We start from the raw sequence: 19582 nt of genomic DNA, 5'->3' as shown, positions 1-19582 counted from the left end.
CGACCGGCCGTCCGAAGGGCGTGGCGGTCACCCACGGGGCGCTGGCCAACTACGTCGCCACGGTTCCGCCCCGGATCGGGTACACCGGGCCGGGCGCCCGGCACGCCCTTCTCCAGGCGCAGGTCACCGACCTGGGCAACACGGTTCTGTTCGCGAGCCTGGTGACCGGCGGGGAGCTGCACATCCTTCAGGAGGGCGCGGTCACCGACCCGGCCATGGTCTCCGGCTATCTGGCCGAGCACCGCATCGACCACCTGAAGGTCGTCCCCTCGCACCTCGCGGCGCTGAGCGCGGTGGCCGGCCTGGAGCAGGTGCTTCCGGCGCGGTCGCTGGTCCTCGGCGGCGAGGCCGCCGCCCCGGACTGGGTGCGGCAGCTGGTGGCCGCGGCCGACGGGTGCGCGGTCCACAACCACTACGGCCCCACCGAGACCACCATCGGCGTCGCCACCACCCGGCTGACCGCCGAACTGGTCGCGGACGGAGTGGTCCCGATCGGCAGGCCGGTCGGCAACACCCGGTTCTACCTGCTGGACGCCCGCCTGCAGCCGGTGCCGGTGGGCGTGGCGGGCGAGCTGTACGTCGCGGGCGCACAGCTGGCGCGCGGCTACGTCAGGCGTCCGGGCCTCACGGCGGAGCGGTTCGTCGCCAACCCCTTCGAGCCGGGCCTGCGGATGTACCGCACCGGTGACCTCGCACGGTGGACCGCGGACGGCCAGGTGGTCTTCCTCGGCCGGGCCGACGAGCAGGTGAAGATCCGCGGCTACCGGATCGAGCCCGGCGAGGTGCAGGCGGCGCTGGCCGCGCACCGGCAGGTCGCCCAGGCGGCCGTCGTCGCGCGTCAGGACACCCCCGGCGAAACCCGCCTGGTCGCCTACGTGGTGCCCGGCGACGGCGTGGACGGCGAGAGCCTGCCCGCGCAGCTACGGCAGTTCGCCGCCGAGAAGCTGCCGGAGCACCTGGTGCCGTCCGCCGTGGTGGTGCTGGACGCGCTGCCGCTGGCAGCCAACGGCAAGCTGGACCGCAAGGCGCTCCCGGCCCCTGACCTGGCGGGCCGGGCCGGCACCGGCCGGGGACCGGCCGACGCCCGCGAGGAGCTCGTCTGCGCGGCCTTCGCCGAGGTTCTGGGCCTGGAACGGGTCGGCGTGGACGACGACTTCTTCGAACTGGGCGGGCACTCCCTGGTGGCCGTCCGGCTGGTGGAGATCCTCCGCTCCCAGGGCGTCTCGATCTCCGTCCGCACCCTGTTCGACACCCCCTCCCCGGCCGGGGTGGCGGCGTCCGTGGGCGCCGAGCGGATCACCGCGCCCGCCAACAGGATCCCCGCGGGCGCGCAGGAGATCACCCCGGAGATGCTCTCCATGGTGGACCTGACGGAGCAGGAGGTCGCCGCCGTGGTCGCGGCCGTCCCCGGCGGCGCGGCGAACATCGCGGACGTCTACCCGCTGGCCCCGCTCCAGGAAGGCCTGCTCTTCCACCATGTGCTCGCGGACGGCGGCGACGACGCCTATGTGATGCCCGCGGTGCTGGAGTTCGACTCCCGGGCCCGCCTGGACGCCTTCGCCCAGGCCATGGACCAGGTGGTGAACCGGCACGACATCTACCGCACCGCGTACGTCTGGGACGGCCTGCGCGAGCCGGTGCAGGTGGTGCTGCGGCATGCGCCGCTGTCCGTCACCGAGGTCGCGCCGGCCCCGCAGGCCGCCGACCCCATCGCCGAACTGGTCGCCCACGGCGGCCACTCGATGGACCTGGCCGACCCCCCGCTGATCACCCTGCACATCGCGGCCGCGCCCGCAGGCGGCAAGTGGCTGGCGCTGGTCCGGGCGCACCACATGGTGCGCGACCACACCGCGCTGGTGGTGCTGCTGACCGAGGTCAAGGCCTTCCTGACCGGCCGCAGCGCCGAACTCCCCGCACCGCTGCCGTTCCGCGACTTCGTCGCCCAGGCCCGCGGCGGCGTGGCGCGGGAGGAGCACGAGCGGTACTTCGCGGGCCTGCTGGGCGACGTCGAGGAGCCGACCGCGCCGTTCGGGCTCGTCGACGTGCGCGGTGACGGCGCCGCCCTGGTCCGCAACCGGGTCGAGCCCGCCCCCGAGGTGGACGCCCGGCTGCGCGAGGTGGCCCGCCGCCTGGGCACCAGCCCGGCGACCCTGCTGCACGTGGTCTGGGGCCGGGTCCTCGCGGCCGTCTCGAACCAGCCGACCGTGGTCTTCGGCACCGTCCTGTCCGGCCGTATGAACGCCGCCGCCGGCGCCGACCGGATCCCCGGCCCGTTCATCAACACCCTGCCGGTGCGCATGCCGGGGCGGCGCCTCGGCGTGGTGGCGGCCGTCGCCGCGATGCGCAGCCAGCTCGCCGAGCTGCTGGAGCACGAGCACGCCCCGCTGGTGCTCGCCCAGCGCGCCAGCGGCGTGGCCGGCGGCAGTCCGCTGTTCACCTCGTTCATCAACTACCGGCGCAACGCCGGCCAGAACCTGGACGAGCGCTGGGACGGCGAACTCGACGGCAGCCGCCTGGTGTTCGCGAACGAGCGCACCAACTTCCCGCTGGCGCTGATGGTCGACGACAACGGCGAGGACATCGCCCTGTCCGTGGACTCGGTGGCACCGGCCGACGGCGCCGCGGTGGGCGAACTGGCCCGCAACGCGATGGCGAACCTGGTGTCGGCGCTGGAGACGGCGCTGGACGGCGGCCCGGAGCTGCCCCTGGACGCGGTGGCGGTGCTGGACGAGGGCGAACTGCACCGCATGCTCGACGAGTGGAACAGCACCGGCCGCGGCCTGGCCGCGGCGACGCTGCCGGAGCTGTTCGCGGCACAGGCCGCCGCGACTCCCGACGCGACGGCGGTGGTCGCAGACGGCGTGAGCCTGTCGTACGCCGAGCTGGACGCGCGGACCAACCGGCTGGCGCGGCTGCTGATCGGCCGCGGTGTGGCCCCGGAGTCGGTGGTGGCGGTGGCCCTGGATCGGGGCATCGACCTGGTGGTCGCCCTGCTCGCGGTGGTGAAGGCCGGTGGCGCCTATCTGCCGCTGGACCTCTCGTACCCGGCGGAGCGCATCGCCCACATGCTGGCGGACTCCGCGTCGACCCTGCTGCTGACCGACGGCCGCGGCACCCTGGCCACCACCGGCCTGGCCCGGGTGGTGCTGGGCGAAGAGGAGACGGCACGCGAGCTGGCGGGCTTCGACGAGGGGCCGCTGCGGCCGGCGGAGCTGCGCGCGCCGCTGGGTGCGGACAACGCCGCCTACGTCATCTACACCTCCGGCTCCACCGGGCGGCCCAAGGGCACGGTCGTGCCGCACCGGTCCGTCGACCGGCTGGTGCGCGACGGCGGCTACCTGGAGCTGGGCCCGGGGAACGTGGTCGGCCAGCTCTCCTCGGCCTCCTTCGACGCGGCGACCCTGGAGATCTGGGGCCCGCTGCTCAACGGGGCGACCCTCGCGGTCGCCGCGCCCGGTGCCCTCTCGGTGACCGAGCTCAAGGCCTTCCTGACCGCCCACGCCGTGGACACGGCCTGGCTGACAGCCGGCCTGTTCCACGAGGTGGTCGACCAGGACGTGTCCGCCCTGGCCGGGCTCCGCCGCCTGCTGGCCGGCGGCGACGCCCTGTCACCGGCGCACTGCCGCCGCCTGCTGGCCGCACTGCCCGAGGTGCGGCTGTTCAACGGCTACGGCCCGACCGAGAACACGACCTTCACCACGGTCCACGAGATCCTCGCGGCCGAACTGACCGAGGGCACCGCCTCCGTGCCGATCGGCAGCCCCATCGCCGACACCCGGGTGTACGTGCTGGACGCCGGGCTGCGCCCGGTGCCGGTCGGGGTCGAGGGCGAGCTCTACACCACCGGCTCCGGCCTGTCCCGCGGCTACACGCAGCAGGCCGCGCTGACGGCCGAGCGGTTCGTGGCCTGCCCTCTCGAGCCGGGCGCACGGATGTACCGCACCGGCGACCGGGCGCGCTGGACGGCGGACGGGCGGCTGGTGTTCGCCGGCCGTACGGACCACCAGGTGAAGATCCGCGGCTTCCGGGTCGAGCCGGGAGAGGTCGCCGAGGTGCTCGCCGGGCACCCACAGCTGGCGCAGGTCGCGGTCGTCACCCGCGAGGACGCCTCCGGCGGCCCGCGCCTGGTCGCCTACGTAGTCCCCGCCGACCCTGCGGGCACCGAACTGACAGTCGGCGTACGGGAGTTCCTGGTCGACCGGCTGCCCGAGTACCTGGTCCCGTCGGCGGTCGTGGTGCTCGACGCGCTGCCGCTGACCGCCAACGGAAAGCTCGACCGCGCGGCCCTGCCCGCCCCCGCCTACTCGACCGGCGGGGGCCGCGGGCCGGCCGACAGCCGCGAGGAGGCCCTCGGCGGCGTGTTCCGCGAGGTGCTCGGCCTCGCGGAGGTCGGAATGGACGACGACTTCTTCGCCCTGGGCGGCCACTCCCTGCTGGCCACCCGCCTGGTGACCAGGGTGCGGGAAGTCCTGGGCGTCGAACTGCCCCTGCGGGCGGTGTTCGAGGTACGCACCGTGGCCGGCCTGGCCCGGCGCGTGGGAACCGAGAAATCAACCAGGCCGGCTCTGCGGCCGATGCGCAACCACGAGGAGTCCTGATGGTTCCCCTGTCCTTCGCCCAGCGCCGGCTGTGGTTCATAGGCCAGCTGGACGGCCCGAGCGCCAGGTACAACCTCCCGGTCGTGCTCCGCCTCTCGGGCCGGGTGGACGGCGCCGCGCTGGACGAGGCGCTGCGGGACGTCATCGGCCGCCACGAGGTGCTGCGCACCGTCTACGCCGTCACCGACGGCGAGCCGTACCAGCGGATCCTCGAACTCGGCGAACTGGACTGGGCCCTGACCGTGGCCGAGGTCGCCCCGGCCGACCTCGACGAGGCGGTCACGGCCGCGGCGGAGTACGCCTTCGACCTGGCGCAGGAGGTCCCGATCCGGGCCTGGCTGTACTCGACCGGCCCGGAGGAGCACACCCTCGTCCTGACCACCCACCACATCGCAGGCGACGGCTGGTCCATGCCCGTCCTCGCCCGGGACATCTCGGTGGCGTACGCGGCGCGCACGGCAGGCCGGGCGCCCAAGTGGGAGCCGCTGCCGGTGCAGTACGCGGACTACGCGCTCTGGCAGCGCGAGCTGCTCGGCGACGAGAGCGACCCGGACAGCCGGCTGTCGCGGCAGGTCGCCCACTGGCGCGAGGCCCTGGCAGGCGTGCCCGAGGAGCTGGCGCTGCCGGTCGACCGCCCGCGCCCCGCCGTCGGCTCCTACCGCGGCCACCGGGTGCCCCTGGAGGTGCCCGCCGAGGTGCACGCGAAGCTCGCGGAGCTGGCGCTGGCCGAGGGGGTGACCCCGTTCATGGTGCTGCGCAGCGCCCTGGCCGTCCTGCTCGCCCGTCTCGGCGCCGGGGACGACATCCCGATCGGCTCGGCGGTCGCCGGGCGCGCCGACTCGGCGCTGGACGACCTGGTCGGCTTCTTCGTCAACACCCTCGTCATCCGCACCGACCTGACGGGCGACCCCAGCTTTCGCGAACTGCTGGCCCGGGGGCAGGACACTGCCCTGTCGGCCTTCGAGCACCAGGACGTCCCCTTCGAGAAGCTGGTGGAGGAGCTCGCGCCCACCCGCTCGATGGCGCGCCACCCGCTCTTCCAGGTCATGCTGAACCTCCAGAACAACACCGCGGCGGTGCTGGAACTCCCCGGGCTGCGCGTCGAGGTGGCCACGACGAACGTCCACGGCGCCAAGCTCGATCTCGAGGTGGACTGCTGGGAGACGTTCGACGAGGCGGGCCGGCCGGCCGGTCTGCGCGGCTCGCTGACGGTGGCCGCCGACCTGTTCGAAGCGGACTCGGCCCGGTCACTGAGCGAACGCCTGCTGCGGGTGCTGGAACAGCTCGTCGCCGACCCGTCGGCGCCGGTGAGCACGGTCGAGGTGCTGGACCCCGCCGAGCGTGAGCGGCTGCTCCTCGAGTGGGGCGGCGCGGCGGCCGGGACGGAGCAGTCGGCTCTCCTGCCCGAGCTGTTCGCGGCGCAGGCAACCCGGACCCCGGAGGCGACCGCGGTCGTCTTCGAGGGCGTCGCGGTGTCGTACGCCGAGCTCGACGCGCGGGCGAACCGGCTGGCACGTCACCTGGCCGGCTCGGGCGTGGGCGCCGGCTCCGTGGTGGGCGTGTGTCTGGAGCGGGGCGTCGAGCTGGTGGTGGCGCTGCTGGCGGCGGTGAAGGCCGGCGCCGCGTATCTGCCGCTGGACCCGGAGTATCCCGCCGAGCGGCTCGCGTACGTGCTGGAGGACGCCACGCCCGTGTGCGTGGTCACCTCGGCGGAGTGCGCCCCGGTGCTGCCCGAGGGTGTCGTGCGAGTGCTGGCGGGAGACCCCGCCGTCGCGGGGCTGGACGGCGGGCCGCTGGGCACGGTGGTGCGGCCGCAGGACGCGGCCTACGTGATCTTCACCTCGGGGTCGACCGGCCGGCCCAAGGGCGTCGTGGTCCCGCACGCCGCGCTGGCGGCGCACCTGCGGGGCGCGGGGGAGCGGGCGCCACTGTCGGGCGGTGACCGGCTGGTGGCCGTGACCACGGTGTCCTTCGACATCGCGGCCCTGGAGCTGTTCCTGCCGCTGGTGTCCGGCGCGTCGGTGGTGGTGGCCTCCCGGGACGCGGTGCGGGACCCGGCCGCGCTGCTGGAGCTCGTGGTCTCGTCCGGGGCGACCGTGGTGCAGGGCGTGCCGTCACTGTGGCGGGGCGTGCTGGAGGCGGGCCCCTGGCCGGCCTCGGTACGGGTACTGGTGGGCGGCGAGGCGCTGCCCGGCGAGCTGGCCGCGCGCCTGACGGCGACCGGCGCGCAGGTGGTGAACGTGTACGGGCCGACCGAGGTGACGGTGTGGGCCACCTCCGCGCCGGTCTCGGACGAGGGACCCGTGGTGATCGGCCGTCCGTTCACGGGTGTGCGGGCGTATGTGCTGGACGAGCGCCTGCGGCCGGTCGCGCCGGGCGTGGCGGGCGAGTTGTACCTGTCGGGCGCCCAGGTCGCGCGCGGATATCTGGGTCGCCCCGGGCTGACGGCGGAGCGGTTCCCCGCGAGCCCGTACGAGCCGGGCGTGCGGATGTACCGCACCGGCGACCTGGCGCGGTGGACGCCGGACGGACAGCTGGAGTGCCTGGGGCGGGCCGACGACCAGGTGAAGGTGCGCGGCTTCCGGATCGAACCGGGCGAGGTCGAGACGGTGCTCGCCGCCCACGACGCCGTGGCGCAGGCCGCGGTGGTGGCCCGCGAGGACGTCCCGGGCGACGTGCGCCTGGTCGCCTACGTCGTGCCCCGGGCCGGCGCCGCCGTGGACGGCGCGCAGCTTCGCGCGCACGCGGGGCTGAGCCTGCCCGCATACATGGTCCCGTCGGCGGTCGTGGTCCTCGACGCGCTGCCGCTCACCGCCAACGGCAAGCTGGACCGTAAGGCCCTGCCGGCCCCCGAGCACACGTCGGGTGCGGGCCGCGGCCCGGCGACCGTCCAGGAGGAACTGCTCTTCGGCGCCTTCGCCCAGGTGCTGGGGCTGCCCCAGGTCGGGGTCGACGACGACTTCTTCGCGCTCGGCGGCCACTCCCTGCTCGCGACCCGGCTGGTCAGCCGGATCCGCGCGGTGCTGGGAGTCGAGCTGCCGCTGCGCGCCCTGTTCGAGACGCCCACCGTGGCGGGTCTCGCGAACCGGCTGGCCGACGCGGCCGCGGCCCGGCCGGCCCTGACCGCGGGCGGGCGCCCCGAACGCGTCCCGCTGTCGTTCGCACAGCGCCGCATGTGGTTCATCGGCCAACTGGAGGGCCCCAGCCCCACCTACAACATCCCGGTCACCGTACGGCTGACCGGAACCGTCGACCCTCAGGCCCTCGACGCGGCCCTGCGCGACGCCCTCGCGCGCCACGAACTGCTGCGCACGGTGTTCGCGGTGGCGGAGGACGGCGAGCCGTACCAGCGGATCATTCCCGTCGAGGACCTGGAGTGGGAGCTTTCGGTCGTGCCGGTGGCGCCGCAGGAGCTGGACGCCTCGGTCGCGGAGGCGGCCGGTCATCTCTTCGACCTGGCCTCGGAAGTGCCGATCCGGGCCTGGCTCTTCTCCACCGCGCCGGATGAGCACGTCCTCGCCGTGGTGGTGCACCACATCGCGGGTGACGGCTGGTCGTGGGCGCCGCTGGCCCGGGATCTGTCGGTCGCGTACGCGGCTCGTTCAGCGGGTGGGGTTCCTCAGTGGGAGCCGCTGCCGGTGCAGTACGCGGACTACGCGCTGTGGCAGCGTGAGCTGCTGGGCGAGGTCGGAGATCCGGAGAGTCCGCTGTCGCGTCAGGTGGAGTACTGGCGTGGGCAGTTGGCGGGGGTGCCGGAGGAGTTGGCGCTGCCCTTGGACCATGTGCGTCCGGTGGTGACGTCGAACCGTGGCCATGAGGTGGCGGTGGAGGTTCCGGCGGGGTTGCACGCGGAGCTGGCGCGGGTGGCGCGGGCCGAGGGCGTGACGATGTTCATGGTGCTGCAGTCGGCGCTGGCGGTGCTGTTGTCGCGGTTGGGCGCGGGGACCGACGTACCGGTCGGCGCGGCGAACGCGGGTCGTACGGATGCGGCGTTGGACGATCTGGTCGGGTTCTTCGTGAACACGCTGGTGATCCGGGCTGACCTGTCGGGTGACCCCTCGTTCCGTGACGTTCTGGGGCGGGTGCGGGAGACGAGCCTGTCGGCGTTCGAGCACCAGGATGTGCCGTTCGAGCGGCTGGTGGAGGAGCTCGCGCCGACGCGTTCCACGGGGCGCCACCCGTTGTTCCAGACCGTCTTCACGATGCAGAACAACGCGCGGGCCGCACTCGACCTGTCGGGCGTGCAGGTGAGTGACCTGCCGATGGCCGCCGCCGCGGCGGCCCGGTTCGACCTGGATGTGCTGTTGGGTGAGCTGTTCGACGAGCGGGGTGCGCCTGCCGGTGTGTCCGGGTCGGTGATCGGCGCGGCGGACCTGTTCGAGGCGGAGTCGGTCGAGCGGATCGCGGAGCGCCTGGTGCGGGTGCTGGAGCTGGTGGCCGCCGATCCGGGGCTGCGGCTGAGCGCGGTGGACGTCCTCGATGACGCCGAGCGTCGTCGGGTGTTGGTGGAGTGGAACGACTCGGCGGTGGACCTCGGTTCGGACTTGGTGCCGGGGTTGTTCGCGGGGCAGGTGGCGCGGACGCCGGATGCGGTGGCGGTCGTCGCGGATGGTGAGGAGGTGTCGTTCGCTGAGCTGGACGGCAGGGCGAACCGGCTTGCTCACTATCTGCTGGGTCAGGGCGTCGGCGCCGAGTCGACCGTCGGCGTGTGCCTGCCGCGCGGTGTGGACGCGGTGGTGGCGATCCTGGCGGCGTGGAAGGCCGGGGCTGCGTTCCTGCCGATCGATCCTGCTTATCCGGTCGAGCGGATCTCGTTGATGCTGGCGGACAGCGGTGCGGTGCTGACGCTGACCGACGAGGAGGTCCTGGACGAACTGCCCGCGGGCCGTGCTCGGATGGTTGCGGTGGACTCCACCCTCATGGAGATGCAGCTGTCGATGCTGCCGGTGACGGCGCCTGAGGTGTCGGTGTCGGCGGAGGGTCTGGCGTATGTGATCTTCACGTCGGGGTCTACGGGTCGGCCGAAGGGTGTGGCGGTCACACAGGGTGGCCTCGCCAATTACGTGCGGTGGGCCGCCGGTGCGTATGAGACGGCGGGTGGTGCGCCGCTGCACTCGTCGCTGGCGTTCGACCTGACGGTGACCAGTGTCGTGGTGCCGCTCATCTCCGGCTCGCCTGTGGTGGTGAGCGGTGAGGGCGGTGCGGAGGGTCTGGCGGAGCTGGTGCGTGAGCGTGGTGGCTTTGGTCTGGCGAAGGCCGTCCCGGCCCACCTGCCGTTGCTTGCCGAGATGTTGACGGATGCTCAGGTGACTGGTGCGGCGGCGACCTGGGTGGTCGGCGGCGAGGCGCTGCCCGGTTCCGTGGTGCGGGCGTGGCTGGAGCGTGCGCCCGAGTCGGTGGTGGTGAACGAGTACGGTCCGACCGAGACGGTGGTCGGTTGTGCGGTGTTCGAGATCCGGGCCGGTCAGGAGGTCGGCGAGCCGGTGCCGGTGGGCCGTCCGATCGCCAACATGAGCCTGTATGTGCTGGACGGGTTTCTGCGTCCGGTCGCCCCGGGTGTGGCGGGTGAGTTGTACATCGCGGGTGCGCAGGTGGCTCGTGGTTACGTGCGGCGCCCGGGTCTGACGGCGGAGCGGTTCGTGGCGAACCCCTTCGAGCCGGGTGCGCGGATGTACCGCTCCGGGGATGTGGCGCGCTGGCGTGCTGATGGTCAGCTGGAGTTCCTGGGGCGTACGGACGAGCAGGTGAAGGTCCGTGGGTTCAGGATCGAGCCCGGCGAGGTCGAGGGTGTGATCGCCGCTCATCCGCAGGTGGCGCAGGCCGCCGTCGTCGCTCGTGAGGACGTACCCGGTGATGTCCGCCTGGTCGCGTACGTGGTTGCGGACGACGACGAGGCCGGCGAACTGTCGGAGCAGCTGCGGGCGTTCGCGGCGCAGAGGCTGCCGGAGCACATGGTGCCGTCCGCCGTGATGGTCCTGGACGCGCTGCCGCTGACCGGCAACGGGAAGCTGGACCGCAAGGCCCTGCCCACCCCCGACTACGCGGCGGGCGCCGGCACCGGCCGGGCGCCGGCGAACGCGCGCGAGGAGACCCTCTGTTCGGCGTTCGCCGAGGTCCTGGGGCTGGAGAAGGTCGGCGTCGACGACGACTTCTTCGCCCTGGGCGGTCACTCGCTGCTGGCGGTGCAGTTGGTCGAGGTGCTGCGCAAGCAGGGTGTGTCGGTGTCGGTGCGGGCGCTGTTCGACACCCCGAGCCCGGCGGGGCTTGCCGTCTCCGCGGGTGCGGATGAGGTTGTCGTTCCAGCGAATCTGATCCCCGCGGACGCGGTGGAGATCACTCCGGAGATGCTTCCGCTGGTCGATCTGACCGCTGAGGAGATCGCCCGGGTCGCGGCGACCGTGGAGGGCGGCGCGGCGAACATCGCGGACGTCTATCCGCTGGCTCCGTTGCAGGAGGGCCTGCTGTTCCATCACCTGATGGCGGAGGGCGGCGAGGACGCCTACCTGATGCCGGTGGTCGTCGAGATGGACTCGCGGGAGCGTGTCGAGGAGTTCGCGCGGGCCTTCCAGCAGGTGGTGGACCGGCACGACATTCTGCGGACCTCGTTCGTGTGGGAGGGGTTGCGCGAGCCGGTGCAGGTGGTGTGGCGCAAGGCCGTGCTGCCGGTGACCGAGGTGACCCTCGACCCCGAGGCCGCCGACCCGGCGGCCGAACTGCAGGCCGTTGTGGGCCTGTCGATGGATCTGGGCCGGGCGCCGCTGATCAGCGTGCACGCGGCCGCGCTGCCCGAGGGCGGGCGCTGGCTGGTGCTGCTGCGGCTGCACCACCTGGTGCAGGACCACACCGCGCTGGAGGTGCTCCTGAACGAGGTGGCGTCCTTCCTCGCCGGGCGCGGCGGCGAACTGGCGCAGCCGCTGCCGTTCCGCGACTTCGTGGCTCAGGTGCGCGGCGGAGTCGAACGCACCGAGCACGAGCGCTACTTCGCGGAGCTGCTGGGCGATGTGACCGAGCCCACCGCGCCGTACGAGCTGGTCGATGTCCAGGGTGACGGTGCGGCCGTCGAGCGCGCGGTGGTCCCGCTCGCGCCCGAGGTGATCGACCAGCTGCGGGCAGTGGCGCGCCGGGTCGGTACGAGCCCGGCGACGCTGATGCACGTCGCCTGGGCCCGGGTCCTCGGGGCGGTGTCGGGCCATGCGGACGTGGTGTTCGGCACGGTGCTGTTCGGCCGGATGAACGCGGGTGCGGGCGCGGATCGGGTGGCGGGCCTGTATCTGAACACGCTGCCGGTGCGGGTGAGGACGGGTGAGCTGGGCGCGCTGGAGGCGGTGACGGCGATGCGCGGCCAGCTCGCCGAGCTGCTGGAGCACGAGCACGCCTCCCTGGCGCTGGCCCAGCAGGCCAGCGGCCTTCCGGGCAACACCCCGGTCTTCACCTCGCTGCTCAACTACCGCCACAACACCGGTGCGGAGGCCGAACAGCAGGGTCACACCGCGCCCGAGGGCATGCGCGTGCTGTCCTCCCGCGAGCGCACCAACTACCCGCTCGGTGTCTCCGTCGACGACAACGGCGACACGATGGCGCTGGCGATCGACGCGGTCGCCCCCATCGACCCCGCCGCCGTCGGCCTTCTCATGCGGACCGCCGTCGCGAACCTGGTTCTCCGGGTCGAGGAGGCACTGGACGGCGGACCGGACGCTGCGCTCCGGGACGTCGAGGTGCTGGCCCCCGCGGGCCGGCACCGGATGCTCGTGGAGTGGAACGAGACATCGGCCGAGGTGAGGTCGGCGGCGGTGCCGGAGCTGTTCGCGGCTCAGGTGGCGCGGGATCCGAGGGCGGTGGCCGTGGTCGCCGACGGAGTCGAGATGTCGTACGGCGAGCTGGATGCGCGGGCGAACCGACTGGCCCGGTACCTGGCCGGCCGGGGTGTCGGTGTGGGCTCCGTGGTCGGGGTGTGCCTGGAGCGCGGGGTCGAGCTGCTGGTGGCGGTGCTCGGTGTGCTCAAGGCCGGTGGGGCGTACATGACCATCGATCCCGAGTATCCGGCGCGGCGTGTCGCCCACATGGTGGAGGATGCCGCGCCGGCCGTGGTGCTGGCGTCGGCCGGCACGCAGGCGCTGGTGCCTGGTGCGGTGCTGGTCGAGGAGCTGGACCTGGCGGAGCTGGACGGCGGCCCGCTGGACGGGGTGGTGCGGCCGCAGGACGCCGCGTACGTGATCTACACCTCGGGTTCGACGGGTCGCCCCAAGGGCGTGCTGGTGTCGCACGCGGGTGTGGCGTCTCTGGTGGCGGGTCAGACGCGCTACCTGGGCGTCGGTCCGGGTTCGCGGGTGGGCCAGTACGGGTCGGTGGGCTTCGACGCGTTCGCCTGGGAGTGGTTCATGGCCCTGCTGACCGGCGCGACGTTGGTGGTCATTCCGCAGGAGCAGCGTCTGGGTGAGGCTCTGCCGCGGTTCCTGACCGAGCGGGCGGTGACGCATGTGGCGTTGCCGCAGGCCGCGCTGGCGACGCTCGACGAGACCTCGATCGGTGAGGACGTCGTTCTGGTGACGGGCGGCGAGGCACTCCCGCCGGACGTGATGGCGCGCTGGTCGCGTGGCCACCGGCTGTTCAACTCCTTCGGCCCGGCCGAGACGACCGTCGACGCGACGCTGTGGCCCTGCGATCCGTCGGCGGACGAGGTGGCGATCGGGTCGCCGGTGGTCAATACCCGGGTGTTCGTGCTGGATGAGTTTTTGGCTCCGGTGCCGGTGGGTGTGGCCGGCGAGCTGTATGTGGCGGGTGCCGGTCTGGCGCGGGGTTATCTGGGCCGTCCTGGACTGACGGCGGAGCGGTTCGTCGCGCATCCCTTCGGTGGGCCGGGCGAGCGTCTGTACCGTACGGGTGACCGGGCGCGTTGGACGGCGGACGGGCAGTTGGTGTTCGCGGGCCGCACCGACGACCAGGTGAAGATCCGCGGCTTCCGGATCGAGCCCGGCGAGGTCGAGAACGTCCTCGCGTCGCACCCGCAGGTCGCCCAAGTGGCGGTCATCGCCCGCGAGGACACCCCGAACGACAAGCGGCTGGTGGCGTACGTGGTCCCGGCCGAGGGAGCGCACGCCGATCTGCCCGAACTGTTGACGCGGACGGCCGCCGAGCGGCTGCCCGCCTACATGGTCCCCTCCGTCGTCGTCGTGCTCGACGCTCTGCCGCTGACGGTCAACGGCAAGCTGGACCGCGGGGCCCTGCCCGTCCCCGCGTACACGGCCGGTTCCGGCCGCGGCCCGGCGAACGCGCGCGAGGAGGTCCTCTGCGCGGCCTTCGCCGACGTCCTCGGCGTGCAGAACGTCGGCGTGGACGACGACTTCTTCCAGCTCGGTGGCCACTCCCTGCTCGCTGTGCGCCTGGTCGAGGTGCTGCGCTCGCACGGCGTGTCCGTCTCGGTGCGGTCTCTGTTCCAGACGCCGACCCCGGCCGGGCTCGCCCTCTCGGCGGGCTCCGGCCGCCAGGTGGAGGTTCCGGCGAACCGGATCCCCGCCGACGCGCAGGAGATAACCCCGGCCATGCTGCCGCTCGTCGACCTGACCGCCGACGAGATCGCCGGCATCGCCGCCACCGTCCCCGGCGGCGCGGGGAACATCGCGGACGTCTACCCGCTGGCCCCGCTGCAGGAGGGTCTGCTCTTCCACCACCTGCTGGCGGACGGCGGCGACGACGCCTATGTCACCCCGGTGGTGTTCGAACTGGAGTCGCGGGAGCTGCTGGACACCTTTACCGAGGCCCTGCAGCAGGTGGTGGACCGGCACGACATCTTCCGCACCTCGATCGTCTGGAAGGGGCTGCGCGAGCCGGTCCAGGTGGTCTGGCGCCGGGCCCCGCTCTCCATCGAGGAGGTGATGCCGGCCGCGCACGGCGCCGACCCGGTCGAGCAACTGCTGGAGGCCGGCGGGACGTCGATGGACCTGGGCCGCGCGCCCCTGCTCACGCTGCACGTCGCCGCGCTGCCGGAGAACGACCGTTGGCTGATGCTGCTCAAGGTGCATCACACCGTCCAGGACCACACCGCCATGGAGGTGGTGCTCGGCGAGGTCCAGGCCTTCCTGACCGGCCGGGGCGACACGCTGCCGGCACCCGTGCCGTTCCGCACCTTCGTCGCCCAGGCGAGGGGCGGCATGGCGCAGTCGGAGCACGAGCGCCACTTCACCGAGCTGCTGGGCGATGTCGATGAACCGACCGCGCCGTTCGGGCTGGTCGACGTCCGCGGCGACGGCGCGGACACCGTCCGGGTCCACGTGCCCTTCGGGCCGGAGCTGCACGCGGGCCTGCGCGCGGTCGCACGCCGGCTGAGCACGAGTGCGGCGACCGTGCTGCACGTCGCGTGGGCACGGACCCTGGCGGCGGTCTCGGGCCGGGCCGACGTGGTGTTCGGCACCGTCCTGTTCGGCCGGATGAACGCCGGCGCCGGTGCCGACCGGATCCCCGGCCCGTTCATCAACACGCTGCCGGTCCGGCTGCGCACCGGTGAACTGGGCGCCCTCGAGGCCGTCTCGGCCATGCGGGACCAACTGGCCGAACTGCTGGAGCACGAGCACGCCTCCCTGGCCCTGGCCCAGCGGGCCAGCGGACTGGCCGGTGACACGCCGCTGTTCACCGCCCTGTTCAACTACCGCCACAACCCCGGCGGATCCGAGCGTGAGCGGGACGAGCGCACCCGCGGGTTCGAGGGCTTCGAGGCACGGTTCTCGCGCGAGCGCACCAACTACCCCCTCGCCGTGTCCGTGGACGACGACGGCGAGTCCATCGCGCTGGCCGTGGACGCGGTGGCGGGCGTCGACCCCCACGCCGTGGGACGGCTGGTGTGCACCGCCGCCGCGAACCTGGTCACCGCCCTGGAAGCGGCCCTGGACGGCGGCCCCGAGCAGCCGCTCAGCTCGGTACACGTCCTCGACGAGGCCACCGCCCACCACATGCTGACGGAGTGGAACGACACGGCGGTCGAGGTCGCCCCGCTGACGGTGCCGGAGCTGTTCGCCGCGCAGGTCGCGCGCACTCCGGGGGCGGTGGCTGTGGTCGCGGACGGCGTGAGCCTGTCGTATGCCGAGCTGGACGCGCGGTCGAACCGTCTGGCGCGTTATCTGATCGGTTGTGGTGTGGGTCCGGAGTCGGTGGTGGGGGTCTGCCTGGAGCGTGGTGTCGAGCTGCTGGTGGCGGTGCTCGGTGTGCTGAAGGCCGGTGGGGCGTACATGACCATCGACCCCGAGTATCCGGCGCAGCGCGTCGCCTACATGCTGCAGGACGCGGGGCCGCGGGTGCTGCTGGCCGCGACCGGGACCGAGGGCGTGCTGCCCGGTGCGGTGCTGCTGGACGACCCCGAGGTCGTGGCGGCCCTGGCGGGGCTGGACGGCGGCGCGCTGGACGAGCGCGGGGTCTTGGCACCGGACCATCCGGCATACGTGATCTACACCTCTGGTTCGACGGGGCGGCCGAAGGGTGTGCTGGTCTCGCACGCGGGTGTGGCGAGCATGCGGGCGGGCCACAGCCGTCTGCTGGGCGTGGGCGCCGGAGGCCGGGTGGGGCAGTTCGCCTCGGTGGGCTTCGACGCGTTCGCGTGGGAGTGGTTCATGGCCCTGCTGAACGGCGCGACCCTGGTGGTCATCCCGCCGGACCAGCGGGCCGGCACGCCTCTGGCGCAGCTGCTGGCCGAGCAGGCGGTGACCCACGTGACCCTGCCGCCCGCGGTGCTGGCGACGCTGGACGAGACGACGGTCGGCAAGGACCTCGTCCTGGTGACGGCGGGCGAGGCCCTGCCCCCGGAGACGGCGGCGCGCTGGTCGCGTGGTCGGCGGATGTTCAACGCCTATGGCCCCGCCGAGACCACGGTGGACGCCACCAGCTGGCCCTGCGACCCGTCCGCGGACGAGGTGGCGATCGGGTCGCCGGTGGTCAATACCCGGGTGTTCGTGCTGGATGAGTTTTTGGCTCCGGTGCCGGTGGGTGTGGCCGGCGAGCTGTATGTGGCGGGTGCCGGTCTGGCGCGGGGTTATCTGGGGCGTCCCGGTCTGACGGCGGAGCGGTTCGTCGCGCATCCCTTCGGTGGGCCGGGCGAGCGTCTGTACCGTACGGGTGACCGGGCGCGGTGGACGGCGGACGGGCAGTTGGTGTTCGCGGGCCGCACCGACGACCAGGTGAAGATCCGCGGCTTCCGGATCGAGCCCGGCGAGGTCGAGAACGTCCTGGCGTCGCACCCGCAGGTCGCCCAAGTGGCGGTCATCGCCCGCGAGGACACCCCGAACGACAAGCGGCTGGTGGCGTACGTGGTCCCGGCCGAGGGAGCGCACGCCCAACTCCCCGAGGTGATAACCCGTTTCGCCGCGGATCTGCTGCCCGCCTACCTCGTCCCGTCCGCGGTCGTGGTGCTGGACGCACTGCCGATGACGGTCAACGGGAAGCTGGACCGTGGGGCCCTGCCCGCCCCGGCGTACGTGACCGGCAGCGGCCGTTCTCCGGCGAACGCGCGTGAGGAGATCCTCTGCGCGGCGTTCGCCGATGTCCTCGGCCTGGAGAGCGTCGGCGTGGACGACGACTTCTTCCGGCTCGGCGGACACTCCCTGCTCGTGGTGCGTCTCGTCGAGGTGCTGCGCTCGAACGGCGTGCAGGTGTCGGTGCGGGCTCTGTTCCAGACGCCGACCCCGGCCGGCCTCGCGGCCTCCACCGGAGCCGTGCAGGTGGAGGTGCCGGCGAACCTGATCCCGGCCGACGCGGTGGACCTCACGCCGGAGCTGCTCTCCATGGTGGAGCTGTCGGAACAGGAGGTCGCCGCGGTGGTGGCGACCGTCCCCGGCGGTGCGGGGAACATCGCGGACGTCTACCCGCTGGCCCCGCTGCAGGAGGGTCTGCTCTTCCACCACCTGCTGGCGGACGGCGGCGACGACGCCTACGTGAGCAGGGAAGTGTTCGAGCTGGAGTCACGGGAGCTGCTGGACGCCTTCACCGAGGCCCTGCAGCACGTGGTGGACCGGCACGACATCTTCCGCACCTCGATCGTCTGGAAGGGACTGCGCGAGCCGGTCCAGGTGGTCTGGCGCCGGGCCCCGCTCGCCGTCGAGGAGGTGAACCTGGACGCGCACGGCGGCGACCCGGTCGAGCAGCTCCTGTCGGTCGGCGGGACATCGATGGACCTGGGACGGGCGCCCCTGCTCACCTTGCACGTCGCCGCGCTGCCGGACAGCGACCGCCGGCTGATGCTGCTCAAGGTGCACCACGCCGTCCAGGACCACGTCGCCCTGGAGGTGCTGCACGACGAGGTCCACGCGTTCCTGACCGGCCGGGGCGACGCGCTGCCGCAACCGATGCCCTTCCGTGATTTCGTCGCGCAGGCCCGCGGCGGCGTGGCGCAGTCGGAGCACGAGCGCTACTTCACCGAGCTGCTGGGCGATGTCGACGAGCCGACCGCGCCGTTCGGACTGGTCGACGTCCACGGCGACGGAGCGGACACGGACTGGGTACGGATGCCCTTCACGCCGGAGCTGCACGCGCGACTGCGCGCGGTCGCACGCCGGCTGAGCACGAGTGCGGCGACCGTGCTGCACGTCGCGTGGGCACGGACCCTGGCGGCGGTCTCGGGCCGGACGGACGTGGTGTTCGGCACCGTCCTGTTCGGCCGGATGAATTCCGGCGCCGGTGCCGACCGGATCCCCGGCCCGTTCATCAACACCCTGCCGGTCCGGCTGCACACTGGTGAACTGGGCGCCCTCGAGGCAGTGACGGCGATGCGCGCCCAGCTGGCCGAACTGCTGGAGCACGAGCACGCCTCCCTGGCCCTGGCCCAGCGGACCAGTGGACTGGCGGGGGACACGCCGCTGTTCACCGCCGTGTTCAACTACCGGCACAACAGTGGTGGATCCGGGCACGGCGCGGACGACGATGCGAACCACCGCTTCGAGGGCTTCACCATGCGGTTCGCGCGGGAGCGGACCAACTACCCGCTCGTGGTGGCCGTGGACGACGACGGCGAGTCGATCGAGCTGACCGTGGACGCGGTGGCCGCCATCGACGTACAGGCCGTCGGACGGCTGCTGTGCACCACAGCGGAGCACCTGGTCACCGCGCTGGAGACCGCGCTCGACGGAGGAGCGGAAGAGCCGCTGGCATCGGTGCGCGTGCTCGACGACGGGGAACTGCACCGGCTGCTCGACGAGTGGAACGGCACAGACCGGGATGCCGCCGCGCCGGTGTCCGTGCCGGAGCTGTTCGCCGCGCAGGTGGCGCGCACTCCGGAGGCGATCGCCGTCGTGTCCGAGGGCACGGAGCTGTCGTACGCCGAGCTGGACGCGCGGGTGAACCGGCTGGCCCGGTACCTGACAGGTCGGGGCGTGGGCCCGGAGTCGGTGGTGGCGGTCGCCCTGGACCGCGGGGCCGACCTGGTGGTCGCGCTGCTCGCGGTGATGCGGGCCGGAGGCGCTTACCTGCCGGTGGACCCGGAGTACCCGGCGGAGCGGGTGGCGTACACCATCGGCGACGCCGGGGCTGCCCTGGTGCTGACGGCGCGCGACCCGGGTGACCGGCTGGCGGGGCTGGGAGTCGCCGTGGTGGCCCTGGACGCCCCCGCGACGATCCGGGAGCTGGCGCAGCTGGACGCGGAGGTGCCGTCATCGGGCCGGCGAGGCGGGTCGCTCCCGGAGCACTCGGCGTACCTGATCTACACCTCCGGCTCCACGGGCCGGCCCAAGGGTGTGGCGGTGTCGCACGGAGCGCTGGCGACCCACCTGACCGGTGTGGCGCAGCGGGTGCCGCTGGCGGCGAGCGACCGTCTGGTCGCCGTGACCACGGTGTCCTTCGACATCGCGGCGCTGGAGCTGTTCCTGCCGCTGGTGTCGGGCGCGTCGGTGGTGGTGGCCTCCCGCGAGGTGGCGCGGGACCCGGCCGCCTTGACGGAACTGGTGGTCTCGTCCGGGGCGACGGTGGTGCAGGGTGTGCCGTCGCTGTGGCGGGCGCTGCTGGAGGTGCGC

Annotated in this window: 2 protein-coding genes (both running past the window's edge); both read left to right on the top strand. The window is 73.1% G+C overall.

The features are described from left to right. Positions 1 to 4598 carry the end of an amino acid adenylation domain-containing protein gene (locus tag ACFYWX_RS35585; protein WP_389428974.1) on the top strand. It extends 8293 nt beyond the left edge of the window, so 4598 of the gene's 12891 nt are visible here — the last part of the coding sequence; its start codon lies beyond the left edge, outside the window; its stop codon occupies positions 4596 to 4598. Next, on the top strand, positions 4598 to 19582 hold the 5' portion of the coding sequence (locus tag ACFYWX_RS35580; RefSeq protein ID WP_389428973.1) for an amino acid adenylation domain-containing protein. It continues 1017 nt past the right edge of the window; only the first 14985 of its 16002 coding nucleotides appear in the window; the start codon lies at positions 4598 to 4600; its stop codon lies off the right edge, out of view. The genes ACFYWX_RS35585 and ACFYWX_RS35580 overlap by 1 nt, the downstream gene beginning before the upstream one ends.

It is taken from the genome of Streptomyces sp. NPDC002888, assembly GCF_042888465.1.
Taxonomy (GTDB): Bacteria; Actinomycetota; Actinomycetes; order Streptomycetales; family Streptomycetaceae; genus Streptomyces.
This window is presented reverse-complemented; position numbering and strand designations above follow the sequence as displayed.